The sequence below is a fragment of the Paenibacillus piscarius genome, from assembly GCF_022234545.1.
GTDB classification, from domain to species: domain Bacteria; phylum Bacillota; class Bacilli; order Paenibacillales; family Paenibacillaceae; genus Paenibacillus_AQ; species Paenibacillus_AQ piscarius.
The window spans coordinates 142,010-156,172 of record NZ_JAIEUI010000012.1; the positions used below are offsets into that span (position 1 = coordinate 142,010).

The 14,163-nt window shown below is 53.8% G+C and carries 10 protein-coding genes; 9 read left to right on the top strand and 1 reads right to left on the bottom strand.

From position 1 onward, the window contains the following. The first annotated feature begins 7 nt into the window (after window positions 1–7). From sufB to K1558_RS19315, 3 genes are all read left to right on the top strand, one after another. Complete coding sequence (sufB, locus tag K1558_RS19305; RefSeq protein ID WP_238653284.1) at window positions 8–1,405, top strand: Fe-S cluster assembly protein SufB; 1,398 nt, start codon at window positions 8–10, stop codon at window positions 1,403–1,405. A 639-nt stretch (window positions 1,406–2,044) separates the two neighbouring features. Further along, window positions 2,045–3,814 carry an ABC transporter ATP-binding protein gene (locus tag K1558_RS19310; RefSeq protein ID WP_238653285.1) on the top strand — a complete coding sequence of 590 codons (1,770 nt, stop codon included), beginning with the start codon at window positions 2,045–2,047 and terminating at the stop codon, window positions 3,812–3,814. Window positions 3,815–3,882: 68 nt separating this feature from the next. Then, window positions 3,883–5,679 (top strand): ABC transporter ATP-binding protein, encoded by a 1,797-nt coding sequence (locus tag K1558_RS19315; protein WP_238653351.1) that lies wholly within the window; start codon window positions 3,883–3,885, stop codon window positions 5,677–5,679. A gap of 66 nt (window positions 5,680–5,745) precedes the next feature. Here the strand turns inward: K1558_RS19315 and K1558_RS19320 are convergent, their stop codons facing one another. Beyond that, on the bottom strand, window positions 5,746–5,991 hold the full coding sequence (locus K1558_RS19320) for a DUF7667 family protein (protein WP_238653286.1): 246 nt from the start codon (window positions 5,989–5,991) through the stop codon (window positions 5,746–5,748). A gap of 303 nt (window positions 5,992–6,294) precedes the next feature. Between K1558_RS19320 and licT the strand changes: the two genes are divergently transcribed. From licT to K1558_RS19350, 6 genes are all read left to right on the top strand, one after another. Next, the gene (gene licT / locus K1558_RS19325; protein WP_238653287.1) at window positions 6,295–7,140 is read left to right on the top strand and encodes a BglG family transcription antiterminator LicT; all 846 of its coding nucleotides are present in this window, start codon (window positions 6,295–6,297) and stop codon (window positions 7,138–7,140) included. Between the two features lie 220 nt (window positions 7,141–7,360). Beyond that, entirely contained in the window at window positions 7,361–9,223 is a 1,863-nt protein-coding gene (locus tag K1558_RS19330) for a beta-glucoside-specific PTS transporter subunit IIABC (RefSeq protein ID WP_238653288.1), read from the top strand. A 150-nt stretch (window positions 9,224–9,373) separates the two neighbouring features. Beyond that, window positions 9,374–10,984, top strand: a complete 1,611-nt coding sequence (locus tag K1558_RS19335) for a helix-turn-helix domain-containing protein (RefSeq protein WP_238653289.1) — start codon at window positions 9,374–9,376, stop codon at window positions 10,982–10,984. 117 nt (window positions 10,985–11,101) lie between these two features. After that, the gene (locus K1558_RS19340; protein WP_238653290.1) at window positions 11,102–12,127 is read left to right on the top strand and encodes an ABC transporter substrate-binding protein; all 1,026 of its coding nucleotides are present in this window, start codon (window positions 11,102–11,104) and stop codon (window positions 12,125–12,127) included. Next, a complete protein-coding gene (locus K1558_RS19345; RefSeq protein WP_238653291.1) occupies window positions 12,124–13,119 on the top strand; it encodes a FecCD family ABC transporter permease in 996 nt (331 codons plus the stop codon). Before K1558_RS19340 ends, K1558_RS19345 begins: the two co-directional genes overlap by 4 nt. Next, the gene (locus K1558_RS19350) at window positions 13,116–14,159 is read left to right on the top strand and encodes a FecCD family ABC transporter permease (RefSeq protein WP_238653292.1); all 1,044 of its coding nucleotides are present in this window, start codon (window positions 13,116–13,118) and stop codon (window positions 14,157–14,159) included. Before K1558_RS19345 ends, K1558_RS19350 begins: the two co-directional genes overlap by 4 nt. Window positions 14,160–14,163: the final 4 nt, after the last annotated feature.

The window sequence follows — 14,163 nt, forward strand, 5'->3', positions numbered from 1 at the left end:
TGACATCATGGCTAAGAAAGCGCCTGATATGGAGGAATACCAGTATGGATTCCGCGACGAGCACAAGTCGATTTTTCAGTCCGGTAAAGGACTCACAGAAGAGATCGTCCGGGAAATCTCCGCAATCAAGAACGAGCCGGAGTGGATGCTTGAATTCCGCCTGAAGTCCCTGGAGCAGTTCCGCAAGATGCCGATGCCTAAATGGGGCGGCAATCTGGACGATCTGGACTTCGATGATATTCAGTATTATGTAAGACCTTCGGAGAAGCAGGGCAAGACCTGGGAGGAAGTCCCTTCCGAAATCAAGGAGACCTTCGATAAGCTGGGGATTCCGGAAGCCGAGCAGAAGTTCCTGGCCGGTGTCTCTGCACAGTATGAATCCGAGGTAGTCTACCACAGTATGCAGCAGAACCTGGAGGAGCAGGGTGTTATTTTCACCGATACCGATTCTGCGCTGCGTGATCATCCTGAGCTGTTCAAGAAGTTCTTCGGTACGATCATTCCGCCTGCGGACAATAAGTTCGCCGCACTGAACAGTGCGGTATGGTCCGGGGGCAGCTTCATCTATGTGCCGAAGGGCGTCAAGTGTGAAGTGCCGCTGCAGGCCTACTTCCGGATCAACTCGGAGAATATGGGACAGTTCGAGCGTACTCTGATTCTGGCGGATGAAGACAGCTTCGTGCATTATGTCGAAGGCTGTACCGCTCCGATCTACAGCACCAACTCGCTGCACAGCGCCGTGGTTGAGATTCTCTGCATGAAGAATGCCCGTGTCCGTTACACGACGATTCAGAACTGGGCACCGAACATCTACAACCTGGTTACTAAACGGGCGGTGGCTGAAGAGAATGCAACGATGGAATGGGTAGACGGCAACATCGGCTCCAAGCTGACGATGAAATATCCGGCTGTAGTGCTGAAGGGCCGCGGAGCCAAAGGCTCTGTGTTATCAATCGCTGTAGCTGGTAAGGACCAGCACCAGGATGCAGGGGCCAAAATGATTCACCTGGCACCGGACACCACCTCCACGATTGTATCCAAGTCGATCAGTAAGCACGGCGGCAAGGTGACCTACCGCGGACTCGCTTCCTTCGGCCGTAAGGCGGAAGGCGCCAAGTCCAACATCAAATGCGATACGCTCATTCTGGATAACGAGTCCACCTCGGATACGATTCCATACAATGAGATCATGAACGATAATATCGTGCTGGAGCATGAAGCCACCGTCTCCAAGGTGTCGGAGGAGCAGCTGTTCTACCTCATGAGCCGCGGCCTCTCCGAAGCCGATGCCACCCAGATGATCATCATGGGCTTCATCGAGCCATTCACCAAAGAGCTGCCGATGGAATATGCGGTAGAGATGAACCGATTGATCAAGTTCGAAATGGAAGGTTCCATCGGTTAATCCGGAACGGGACCTCATCCACCTAATAGGCAATATCCTAGACGTGTTCCTGAATCTTGACGGCCTTAGGCCGAAGATTTGGGGGCACGTTTTTGTATAGGGACTCAGAATCGCTTATTGCTCCAGAAAAGCTCAATATTGATGCACAGGCGGACTGAGATTCCGCTAACTTGTTTTTTCGGGGCCTACATCAGGCATATTCGGTGAAATAATGGAATCTGAGTCCGAGTGGTGGGCAACTACTCCTGATTTTCCAGATTAGCGGAATTTCAGTCCGCCACTTCAAGCAAACGGAGACGATTTTCCAATAAATACATTAAATACCTATTTCCATACTGCCTAGAAGCTAATTCTCACACTTGAATCTTGTAATACCTTAATTGAACAGGATTTGCGAGGAAATTGCAGCAATTGAAACGACGGGCGTCCTTTTGTTCCCGTTTAAGCCGTGTTTTTTCCGAAAAAACAGGGAAAACGGAGGTTTCTCCCCTTTGCCGCTTTAAAATTAGGATGATAAACTGCTTAAAGTCCCTAAATTGGAAGCGCTAAAAATGATGGCTCATGTGTGAAAAGCTGCTGCCAGGAGGACTCAGTTTATGCTTACGAAGTCAGCTTCGTAAAGCTTTAAGGAGGAGAGATATGGATGTTCTCAGGCAACTGCGGGGCTTTTATCGGGAGAAGCTGCATTATTTGATTCTGTCGATAATCTGTTTGGCGGCCGCAACTGCAGTGGGGCTTATTACCCCCAATTTGTTAAGGAAATTGATTGATGAGGTTATTGTTCCCCTAAAGTTTGCTGAGGTGCCCGTACTCGCCCTTAGTGTGCTAGCTGTTATTATTGTCAAGGCATGTCTGCAGTTTGCCCATGGCTTCTTCGGCGGACGGCTGGGGAACTTCCTGGCTTACCGGCTGCGCAATGCCTGTTATGAGAAGCTTCAATTTCTGTCCTTCCGGTATTACGATACTGCGAAGACAGGTGACCTGATGTCCCGCTTGACGGGGGACCTGGAAGCGATCCGGATGTTCATCGGCTTCGGCTTCGCCCAATTGCTGAATGTATTCTTCATGGTGCTGTTCGGCTCCATTATGATGTTCACCATCAACTGGAAGCTGACGCTGGTGACGCTGATTACAATGCCGTTTCTGGCGGTGGTCGCCCTTAAGTTTGAATCCAAGATTCATCCGGCCTTTCAGGAGATGCGCCTGGCGTTAAGTTCCCTGACAACGGCTGTACAGGAGAATGTTACCGGGGTGAGAACGGTCAAATCGTTTGCCAGAGAAGGCTACGAGGTTGAGAAATTCTCACACCGTAATGAACGTTATAAGGATAATCAGATTTTTGCGGCGGAGCTGTGGAGCAAGTTCTTCCCGTTCATGGAGCTGCTGGCTTCGGTAAGTGTGGCGATATTGCTCGGGGTCGGCGGAACGCTGGTCATTAACAAGCAGATGTCGCTGGGTGAGCTCGTGGCCTTCTTCAGCCTGATCTGGTACATCATCGGTCCGGTATGGGGACTCGGGTTCCATATCAACAACTATACCCAGTCCAAAGCCTCGGGCGAGCGTGTACTGGAGGTGCTGAATCAGCCAATTGATGTGCGGGACAAAGAGGGGGCGACCCAGCTTGTGCCGAATGAAGTGAAGGGTGAGGTTGAATTCGACCATGTGACCTTTGCGTACGGGAATAAAATGCCGGCAGTTAAGGATATTCACTTCCATGCTGCACCGGGTGCAGTTATCGGCTTCCTTGGCGGAACCGGGTCCGGTAAGTCTACCATCACCCAGCTGATGATGCGGGCCTATGATGTGAATCAGGGGAGCATCAAGCTGGACGGCGTGGATATCCGCGAGCTCCAGGTCCGCAGCCTGCGGTCACAGATCTCGACGGTGTTCCAGGAGACGTTCCTGTTCTCCTCCTCCATCCGCAATAATATCTCCTATGGGCTCAAAAATGTCAGTATGGACGAGATTATCCGCGCCGCCGAGCTGGCAAAGGCCCATGACTTCATTATGGAGATGCCTGAAGGCTATGATACGGTGGTCGGGGAGCGGGGGATGGGTCTCTCCGGCGGACAGAAGCAGCGGATCGCGATTGCCCGGGCGCTGCTGAAGAATCCGCGGATTCTCATTCTGGATGATGCCACCAGCGCGGTGGATATGGAGACTGAGCATGAGATTCAGGCCGGCTTCCAGGAGGTTATGCGCGGGCGGACGACGCTGATTATTGCCCACCGGATCTCCTCTCTGCGCCATGCCGACCAGATCATCGTCATGAATGAAGGCAAGATGGTCCAGCAGGGCACCCATCAGGAATTGATTGAGGTTCCCGGACCTTACCAGGATGTGTACCGGATTCAGTACGCCGATTATCTGGCCAGGGTGAATGACCGAGAGGCAGGTGATCCGGCATGAGTCTAGAGACCTCCAAGCAGACCGCTGGCAGCCAGACGGGAGCCAAGAGCAGCAAGGTAGAAGAGCAGATGCTGGAAGAACGCTTCATCTATAAGGATGATGATGTGATTGACAAGGCTTTTGACTGGAAGCAGTTCATCCGCCTGTTCAGTTATATGAAGCCTTATGCGAAGCAGATGCTGCCGCTGGTCTCAATCATGATGATTCTGGGGACGATTACCAAGCTTACGGTTCCGTTCCTGACCAGTATGGCCATTGATAAAGCGATTGCCCCGAAAGAGGGGAATACCAGCCTGACGCTGCTCTATACGTTGACCGCCAGTGTCATTATTCTGTATCTGATTCAATGGATCGCCGGTGTGTACCGGATCAAATACACGAATGTGATCGGGCAGCGGGTCATCTATGATCTGCGTTCGGACCTGTTCCGGCATATCCAGAAGCTGTCCTTCAACTTCTTCGATAAGCGCCCTGCCGGATCGGTGCTGGTGCGGGTCACCAATGATATTAACTCGCTGCAGGACCTGTTCACGAACGGGGTGGTCAATCTGATGATTGACTGCGTACAGCTCTTCGGCATTATGATCATTCTGCTGCTGATTAACTGGAAGCTGGGGCTGGCGGTAATGGTGACCGTGCCGATAATGTTCCTGATCTCCACCAAGCTGCGGCAGCGAATCCGTATTGCCTGGCAGGATGTGCGGATGAAGAATTCCCGGATCAACTCCCATCTGAATGAGTCGATTCAGGGAATCCGGGTGACGCAGGCCTATACCCAGGAAGAAGAGAATATGCAGTATTTCGATGCGATGAACATGGACAGCCGCAAAGCCTGGAACAAAGCATCAGCGATGAACCAGGCGTTCGGCCCGATCATTGAAGTAACCGGCGGCTTCGGGACGATGATCCTCTTCTGGTTCGGTGCTTATCTGATCCAGTCCGGTGAGCTGACCGTCGGCTTCCTGGTCGCCTTCAGCAGTTATGTCAGCAACTTCTGGGACCCGATCAACCGGCTGGGACAGATGTACAATCAGCTGCTGGTGGCGATGGCTTCCTCCGAGCGGATCTTCGAGTATCTGGATGAGCAGCCTGCGGTTCAGGATAAGCCGGGAGCAACGCCGCTGGCCAAGATCAAGGGTGACATCCGCTTCGATAATGTAGTATTTGAATATGAGAAGGGCCGCGCTGCCCTGAAGGGCATCAATCTGGATGTTAAGGCAGGCCAATCCATAGCCCTTGTAGGTCATACCGGCTCCGGCAAAAGCACCATCATCAACCTGATCGGCAGGTTCTATGATATCAAGAGCGGTGTGATCACGATTGACGGCCGCGATATCCGTGATGTTACGCTGCAGAGCCTGCGCGAGCAGATCGGGATCGTCCTTCAGGATACGTTCATCTTCTCGGGAACAATCCGCGATAACATCCGCTTCGGCCGGCTGGATGCCACCGATGAACAGATTGAAGCGGCCGCCAAGGCGGTGGACGCCCATGAATTCATCGTGAAGCTGCCGCGGGGTTATGATACGGAAGTGGAAGAACGCGGCAGTGCGTTGTCGATGGGACAGCGGCAGCTGCTCTCCTTCGCCCGGGCGCTGCTGGCCGATCCGCGGATTCTGATTCTGGATGAGGCGACTGCCAGCATCGATACGGAGACGGAGATCAAGATCCAGGAGGCGCTGAAGCTGCTGCTTCAGGGCCGGACCTCCTTCATCGTGGCCCACCGCCTCTCTACGATCCGCCATGCGGATAAGATTGTGGTGCTGGATCACGGCGAGATCAAGGAAGAAGGCAACCATGCCGAGCTGACTGAGCATGAAGGTATCTATAACGGTCTAATAGAAGCACAATTCCGCTTCTTATAAGGAGTCTAAGCAGCAGCCTGTCCCGGATGAGGGAGGCTGCTGCTTTTTTGCTGTTAACATGGCGTACTACCGCTTCTTGCCTGTCTTCCCGCTGCTCCGGACCTCCAGCAGCTGAGCACTGATCTCCTGCTGCCAGGCTTCATCCTGCGTATCCGCCGCCAGCAGACCCTCCATATGAAGGCGCGCCATTTCCCAGCAATAGACGGTATTTACATGCAGGCAGTACTGAAGCTCGTCCTGCTCCGCCGGAGCCAGCGGGCGCTTCATATTCAGGGTGTACAGCTCGGCCAGGCGCTGATGAACGGCAAGCATAATATCCCTCCTCATTAGGATGATGTGTGACAATACTGGCACTGTTACGTACGAACTATCTATTATTAGCTTGGCCCCGAAGCCCCGGTTTCAAACTGGAATTGCATATAAGCTCTATCTTCTGGATAAATGATAAATAAAGGGCTTGAAATCGCTTTTATTTATGCTACAATAGCAGTAATACAGGATTGTGACCGGTAACGCGGGCAATGCCTAAGCTGATTCGAGTATCATTTTATGAATGATATTGGAATTAACTTAGGCTTTTTTTGTACAGTCTATGGTGGAGGAGGTGAAATAGAGATGATCATCGAGAAGGTGCTGAACAACAACGTGCTGCTGACGAAGAACCGGAAGGGCAAGGAGGTCATCGTCATGGGCCGGGGGATTTCCTTCAATAAGGTTGCGGGCGATTATGTCGATCCGGCTAAGGTGGACAAGATCTTCCTGCTGAACGAGAATGAATTCACGGCCAGGCTGACGGAGCTGCTGAATGAGATTCCGGTGGCTCATCTGGAGCTGGCAAGCGGGATTGTAGCCTATGCCAATGAAGTGCTGGGCACAGAGCTCAGCGATAACCTCTACCTGACACTGACGGACCATATTCATTTTGCGCTGCAGCGGTTCGGGAAGGGGATTCAGCTCAAGAATGCGATGCTCTTTGAGATCAAACGTTTTTACCAGAAGGAATTCGCCATCGGTCTGGACGCCCTGAAGATTATCGAGCAGGCTACCGGATTTGCGCTGGGGGAAGATGAGGCCGGATTCATTGCCCTGCATCTGGTCAATGCCAGACTGGACGGTAATGAGGTAAGATCGACCATTAAGATGACAGAGATTGTGCAGAATATTCTGAACATTGTTACCTATCATTACAAGGTGGTGCTGGATGAGACTTCGCTGAACTACTCGCGGTTCCTGACTCATCTGCAGTATTTCTCCATGAGGGTGCTGAAGAAGGAGACGAACAATAGCGGCGAGGAATTTCTGTATAACCAGGTGAAGCAGACGTACGTCAAGGCTTTTGAATGCGTGGGTAAGATTAATGATTATCTGGAGACCTCCTACGGCCAGAGCCTCAGCAAGGATGAGTATGTCTATCTCACGATTCATATCCAGCGGGTCACGGAGCGCAATAGCCTGGAATAGCTATCACTTAAGCATTACCATCATAACTTCATAGGATCACAAGTACAGGGTGTAACTGGTCATGCAGGCAAAACCTGAACTGACGGCAAAAAGCGTTCATTTGGCGCCTTCTTTTGCCTTGAGTTCAGGTTTTTCTTGTTTGCGGAGGGGAAGGATATATCTGCTGGCATAATTCGCCTCTGCAGCACAGCTTATCATAACAGACAAGGAGCATAAACCCATGAGCAATCAAGACTTATCCAAACAAATCATTACACTTGTCGGCGGGGAAGATAATGTGAACTCCGTATTCCATTGTGCCACCCGTCTCCGGTTCAAGCTGAAGGATAGCAGCAAGGCCAATAAAGCGGCTCTGGAAAAAACACCCGGAGTCATCACAGTAGTCGAGAGCAGCGGACAGTTCCAGGTGGTGATTGGCAACAATGTCAGCCAGGTGTTCGAGCAGATCATGAAGGAAACCTCGCTTCAGGATGCGGAGAAAAGCGGCAGTGACGAGGGCTCAGAAAGCACCGGCGTCTTGGGTAAAGCGGTCGATATCATTTCAAGCATTTTCTCGCCGATTCTTGGAGCGCTGGCCGGGGCGGGTATTCTTAAAGGCCTGCTGGCGCTGATTCTGTCTTTGGAATGGATCAGCGCAACCAGCGGCACTTACATGATTCTCAATGCGGCCTCGGACAGTGTGTTCTATTTCCTGCCTGTCTTCCTGGCGGTTACGGCGGCGCGCAAGTTCAAGGCGAACCAGTTCGTCTCACTGGCTGTTGCCGGGGCCTTGATCTACCCCAAGGTGATTGAGGCTGTAGGCTCAACCGATCCGCTGAATTTCCTGGGTATCAAAATCGTGCTGATCAACTATTCCTCCAGCGTCATTCCGATTATTCTGGCGGTGTGGGTGCAGTCCTATGTGGAACGCTGGTTCCGTTCGTTCATTCACGAGTCAGTCCGCAATATTCTCGTGCCTATGTTCGCGCTGCTGATTGTCATTCCGCTGACCTTCCTGGCCTTCGGGCCTGTAGGCTCGCTGATCAGTGACGGCTTGGCTTCCGGTTATACTTGGCTCTATAATCTCAGTCCGCTGGTAGCCGGAGCGATAGCAGGAGCCTTCTGGCAAGTCTTCGTCATCTTCGGGGTGCATTGGGGCTTCGTGCCGATCATGCTCAGTAATATTGCTACTCTTGGTCAGGATACGATGCTGCCGATTCTCAGTGCTGCCGTGCTGTCGCAGGCCGGGGCGGTATTCGGGGTATTCCTGAAAACAAGAAACACGCAGCTGAAGGCGCTCGCCGGTTCTTCCACGCTCTCAGCGGTCTTCGGTATTACGGAGCCAACGATTTATGGAGTGACCCTGAAGCTCAAAAAGCCATTCATCTACGCCTGTATCTCCGGTGCAATCGGCGGTGCAATAATTGCCTCAGGCGGCGCAAGAGCCTTATCCTTCTCCCTGCCGGGCCTGCTGGCCTTGCCGACTTATTTCGGCACCGGATTTATCTGGGTCGTCATTGGTATCCTCGTAGCCTTTGTGCTGGCTGCTGTACTGGTCCTGGTGCTCGGCTATCAGGAGCCGGAGGCGGATACAGGGGCTTCAGCGAATGCGGCCGGAACTGCCGGCCACACTGCTCCGACAGTGATTGCTAAAGAACTGGTTGTAAGTCCGCTGGTTGGAACCCTGCAGCCGCTTAAAAGTCTGCCGGATGAAGCCTTCGCTTCCGGCGCTATGGGCCAGGGTATCGTCATTGAGCCTTCCTCCGGCCGGCTGACCTCTCCAGTCAGCGGAACAGTGACTACGGTCTTCCCGACCGGTCACGCCATTGGCATTACCTCGGATCACGGGGCTGAGCTGCTGATTCATATCGGCGTTAACACTGTGAAGCTTAAGGGACAGCATTTCAATAAAATTGCCAAGGAAGGCGACCGGGTGGAGCAGGGCCAGCTATTGTTGGAATTCGATCTGGATGCCATCCGTGCTGCCGGATTCGTCACCGCGACTCCGGTGATTGTAACCAACTCGGCGCAATATCTCGATGTGCTGAAGAGTACGGGGACGGAAGTAAACAGCGGCGATCTGCTGCTGACGCTTATCCGGTAGCTTCTATTAAATAGGAATTAACATTAAGCAGTACCTCTGCAGCCGCGCAGGGGTACTGTTTGTTGTGTATATGTGCGGTACCGGGATTGCCAGGTGAGGCATTTCATCTTAAACTATAATGAGAACAATTCTCAAATGGAGGCCGCGATCATGAATGACATGCATCAGGAGCTTGCTGGTTATCACTACCGGCTGGTTGGACCGGCTCCAGCGGGAGAATCTGCATTCTATCGGCCAGAAGAGCTGAAGAGCCGGGAATATCTTCATACTCTGCTGCTCCTGAGCGGTCCTGTAAAAGAGCAGTATTCCGCTTATAAGCGCAGGCAGACCCTACAGGCAGTGAAGCTTCTTCCTCCGGGAGCAGATGCTTCCGGATATACCGAAGGTTGGGAGAAAAGCATGAGTCTAAGCTTCGTGATTCTCCGTGAGGGATCTTACGGAAACCATGAGCCGGTCTGCCTGGAGCAACCTCTTGAGCATCATCCGGTAATAGGAATCCCGCTGATGGATATGGGGGCAGAAATTCTGGAGAAGCAGACTGGAAGCACGCTGCAGCAGATGAAGGCAAATCTGCTGTTTCAGGAGCTGCTGATTACCTTGCTTGAAGGCTCCACCGGTCCGCAGGAGTCCGTCCATGAGCTGGCGATTGCCCGGACCGTGGAATATATGGAGCGGAATTATGCACGGAGTGTGACCCGGGAGCAGCTGGCGGAAGTGGCAGGAATGAGCCCTGATTATTATTCCAGGCTATTCAAGAAGCAGCATGGCCAGACGCCGGTGGAATGCCTGACCGGCATCCGTCTGAAGCAAGCTAAGCAGGCGCTGCTGTCGAGTAAGGATTCCTTCCGTTCTATTGCCCATAGCGTAGGCTTCGCCGATGAGTTCTATTTCAGCCGCAAATTTCGCTTGGTAGTCGGTATGTCTCCGTCCCAATATGTCCGTCAGGTGAAGTCCGCGGAACGGATTGTCTCTCTGCAGCATCATCTGACGGGCCACCTGCTGGCACTCGGCATTGAGCCATACGGGGCACTGGTTAACGGATATTATCCGCTGAGGCTGAAGCGGACCCGCGAGATCGGCCGGCTGCGGCCCGACTTGGACAAGTTAGCTGCTGTTGAGCCGGAGGTTATCTTCACCTGTGAGATCTATGATGAGCAGACACAGCAGAAGGCCAGGATGTTCGAGCATCTTGCCCAGGTGGTAACAATTCCGTTCCGCGATGACTGGCGCACCCAGCTCCGCAAGGTGGCTCTGGCCACCGGCCGGGAAGAGGCGGGCGAGGCCTGGCTTATGCAATACGAGCTTAAGGTGCAGAGAATCCGCGCGGCACTGTCATCTTTTACGGAGGGCAAGACGGTTCTTATTGTTGGGGTTGGAGACGGACAGGTCTGCCTGCTTGGCCGCAGGAATGGAGGGGAGGTCCTCTACGGGGATCTGGGGCTTCAGGCTCCCGGTGGGCAGGAGGACATCCCGTTGTTCCGGGAGACCAGAATTGCTGAGATTTATGGTTATAACCCGGATATTCTGCTGTTCGCGAGCCTGCATAATGACGGCAGTCCGCATACAGTGCAGGCCATCCGTGAGAAAATGCGGGAGATTACGGAAGATGCCCGCTGGATGGATATAAAGGCTGTCCGCGCCGGCAGGGTCTATTCCCTGTTAGAGGAGCGGCACTTGTATACGATGTACACAGCTTTTTCGCATAATTTACTGCTCGACCGGTTGTTTGAGCTGTGGGGAACGGAATTGTCCAAAATATGAACGTAATCGGCTATGTTCACCCCGGCTGCTTTTTCTATAATTAATAATGAGAATCAATATCAGTTACAAATTGAAATTCTCAAGTACATAGATCACAGCGGGGGAGAATGAATAGTCATGAATCATCGATACAACAGAAGTTCCGTCTGGATGGCAGCCATGCTGCTGATTGTTATGCTAGTTGCAGCTGGCTGCGGCCAGAAGGCGAACAGTGCTAAGGAAACATCTAAGCCTCAATCTACGGAGCAGGCAGGCGTACAGAATGCCGGAACTACGCCGGCACCGGGCTCATCAGGAGAAGAAGTACGCACGATCAATCATGTAATGGGAGAGACACAGATCAAAGGCACTCCCGTACGGATTGTCAGCCTGTATCAGGGGGCCAATGATGTGGCAGTGGCTTATGGCATCAAGCCGGTCGGCATTGTAGAATCCTGGCTGCAGAAGCCTGTGTATGAATACCTTCGCCCGGAACTCGGGGATGTACAGCAGATCGGAACCGAGGTTCAGCCGAATCTTGAAGAGATCTATAAGCTGAAGCCGGATGTGATTTTTGCGAATAAAACCCGCCATGAAGCGATCTATGATCAGCTCAGCCAAATTGCTCCGACTGTGATGACCGATCTGGTATACGACTGGAAGGGCACGGTCAAGCTGATGGGCGAGGTGATGAACCAGCAGGACAAGTCGGATAAGCTGCTGGCGGATTGGGATAACCGGGTGGCAGATTTCAAGCAGAAGATGGGGGATAAGCTGCCTATAGAAGCTACAATTACTAACTTCCGCGAAGATCACGCACGGATCTTCTATATGGGCTATGCCGGAGGCATTCTGAAGGAGCTGGGCTTCACCCGGCCGCCGGGCCATGATGCCGAGGTGTGGGGCGTGCAGCTCACCTCCAAGGAGAATATTCCGGATATGAATGCCGATGTCATCTTCAATTTCAATTCCGGGAATGATGAGGCAGCGGTCCAGAAGCTGTTCTCTGATTGGACCAGTCATCCGTTATGGAAGAACCTGGATGCCGTGAAGAATAATCAGGTCTATCAGGTAGATGAGGTGTCCTGGAATATGGCCGGGGGCATTATATCTGCAAATCAGATGCTCGACAGTCTGTATAAGATGTTCAATCTGACCCAATGAATAAGCGCAACACTATACTGCTGTTAAGCATGATAGTACTGCTGTGCGCAGCCTTCACCGCCAGTCTGCTGCTGGGCAGAACGCCCATTACCTGGGGGACGCTGGTCAAGGCGTTCACCGATTATGATGCCTCCAATGTGGAGCAGCTGATTGTCCGCACGGAACGCTTGTCGCGCGCGGTGATTGCGCTGGCAGTCGGCGCCTGCCTGGCGCTGGCCGGGACTCTGATGCAGACGATGAGCCGCAACCCGCTGGCCTCGCCGGATGTGTTCGGGGTCAGCTCCGGGGCGATTCTGATGGTAGTGCTGGCTATTCTTGTGAACCCGGCGACACCGCTGCTGCTGCTCTCGCTGTATGCTGTCGGCGGAGCTATAATCGCAGCCGCTATTGTCTATGCACTGGGTTCACTCGGGCGCGACGGCTTGACGCCGGTCAAGCTGGTGCTGGCCGGCTCTGCAATTACTGCGCTATTCGCCTCCTGCACCCAGGCAGTGCTGGTCATGAACGAAGCGGGGCTGCAGGATGTGCTGTTCTGGCTGGCCGGCTCAATCAGCGGCCGTTCACTTGACAATGTGCTGCCGCTGCTGCCATTCATCGGAGCAGCTGCGCTGGCTGCCCTGAGCATGGGCCGGGCGCTGAATCTGCTCTCCACCGGCGAGGATGTAGCCAGAGGTCTGGGGCAGCGGACCGGCCTGGTCAAGCTGCTGCTTGGCGCACTGATTGTTATTCTGGCCGGCGGCTCTGTCGCTATAGTCGGAGCGGTCGGCTTCATCGGACTGTTCGTTCCCCATATGGCCCGCGGGCTGGCGGGCAATGATTACCGCTGGGTGCTGCCCTTCTCGGCCCTGCTGGGTGCTGCACTCCTGCTGCTCTCCGATGTGGCTGCCCGGCTGCTGATCAGCCCATCGGAGATTCCAATCGGCGTAATGACCGCAGCGGTGGGGGTTCCCTTCTTCATTCATGTGGCCCGTAAGGGAGGTGCATGGAAATGAAGACAACCGCGAAGCTGAGCGGGAAGTCCCGGCGGTTGTCCGTACCCGGAGAGCGAAGAACCGTATGGGTACTGATAACGGGGTTCTGCCTGTATATCATAGCCATTGCAGCGGGAACCGGATGGGGGAATGATTACATCTCCCCGCTGGGTGTCCTGCAGACGATATTCGGCACCGGACAGGGCGAATATGATTTCGTCATTATGACACTGAGGCTGCCGCGTGTACTGACCGCTCTTCTGGTCGGCTCGGCCCTGGGTATATCCGGGGCCATTCTTCAGGGAGTCATCCGCAATCCGTTGGCTTCCCCGGATATCATCGGCATTACAGGCGGCGCTTCCGCGGCGGCGGTGGCCTTCATCACTTTCTTCAGCGGCAGTGTAAGCATCCGGCTGCTGCCTGCAGCGGCTGTAGCCGGTGCGCTGGTTGTGTCACTGCTGGTCTACGCCTTGTCATGGCAAAAAGGCGTGACTCCCATCCGCCTTGTGCTGATCGGGATCGGACTGTCGGCCGCAGCGAAGGCGGCGACCACGCTCATGCTTGTTATGAGCTCATCGGTCTCTGCAGCCAAGGCCTATCTCTGGATGACCGGCAGCATCTATGGAGCTGCCTGGGAGCAGGTGTACACTGTGCTTCCTGCGGTGCTGGCGGGGCTGCCGGCGGCCCTATATTTCGCCCGCAGCCTGAATGCACAGGAGCTGGGGGATGATGTGGCTGGAAGTCTGGGGGTTACCATACAGCGGCACCGGATGCTGCTGGTGCTGATCAGTGTCATCCTGGCCGGCTGTGCCGTCTCGGTTGCCGGGGCGATCGGCTTCATTGGTCTGATTGCCCCGCATCTGGCCAGACGGCTGAGCGGCAGAATGTTCGGCAGTCTGCTTATCATGTCGGCATTGACCGGCGGCCTGCTGGTCTTCCTGGCCGATCTGATCGCCCGGACCCTGTTCCATCCGCTCGACATTCCGGCAGGCGTATTCACCGCCGGGATCGGAGCGCCGTTCTTTATTTACATGCTGTTCCGTCACCGGAATCAATGGTAGGGAA

Excerpts from the sequence above, each read along its gene's own strand:
- sufB (WP_238653284.1), top strand. The coding sequence starts at position 8 with ATGGCTAAGAAAGCGCCTGATATGGAGGAATACCAGTATGGATTCCGC.
- K1558_RS19310 (WP_238653285.1), top strand. The coding sequence starts at position 2,045 with ATGGATGTTCTCAGGCAACTGCGGGGCTTTTATCGGGAGAAGCTGCAT.
- K1558_RS19315 (WP_238653351.1), top strand. The coding sequence starts at position 3,883 with ATGCTGGAAGAACGCTTCATCTATAAGGATGATGATGTGATTGACAAG.
- K1558_RS19320 (WP_238653286.1), bottom strand. The coding sequence starts at position 5,991 with ATGCTTGCCGTTCATCAGCGCCTGGCCGAGCTGTACACCCTGAATATG.
- licT (WP_238653287.1), top strand. The coding sequence starts at position 6,295 with ATGATCATCGAGAAGGTGCTGAACAACAACGTGCTGCTGACGAAGAAC.
- K1558_RS19330 (WP_238653288.1), top strand. The coding sequence starts at position 7,361 with ATGAGCAATCAAGACTTATCCAAACAAATCATTACACTTGTCGGCGGG.
- K1558_RS19335 (WP_238653289.1), top strand. The coding sequence starts at position 9,374 with ATGAATGACATGCATCAGGAGCTTGCTGGTTATCACTACCGGCTGGTT.
- K1558_RS19340 (WP_238653290.1), top strand. The coding sequence starts at position 11,102 with ATGAATCATCGATACAACAGAAGTTCCGTCTGGATGGCAGCCATGCTG.
- K1558_RS19345 (WP_238653291.1), top strand. The coding sequence starts at position 12,124 with ATGAATAAGCGCAACACTATACTGCTGTTAAGCATGATAGTACTGCTG.
- K1558_RS19350 (WP_238653292.1), top strand. The coding sequence starts at position 13,116 with ATGAAGACAACCGCGAAGCTGAGCGGGAAGTCCCGGCGGTTGTCCGTA.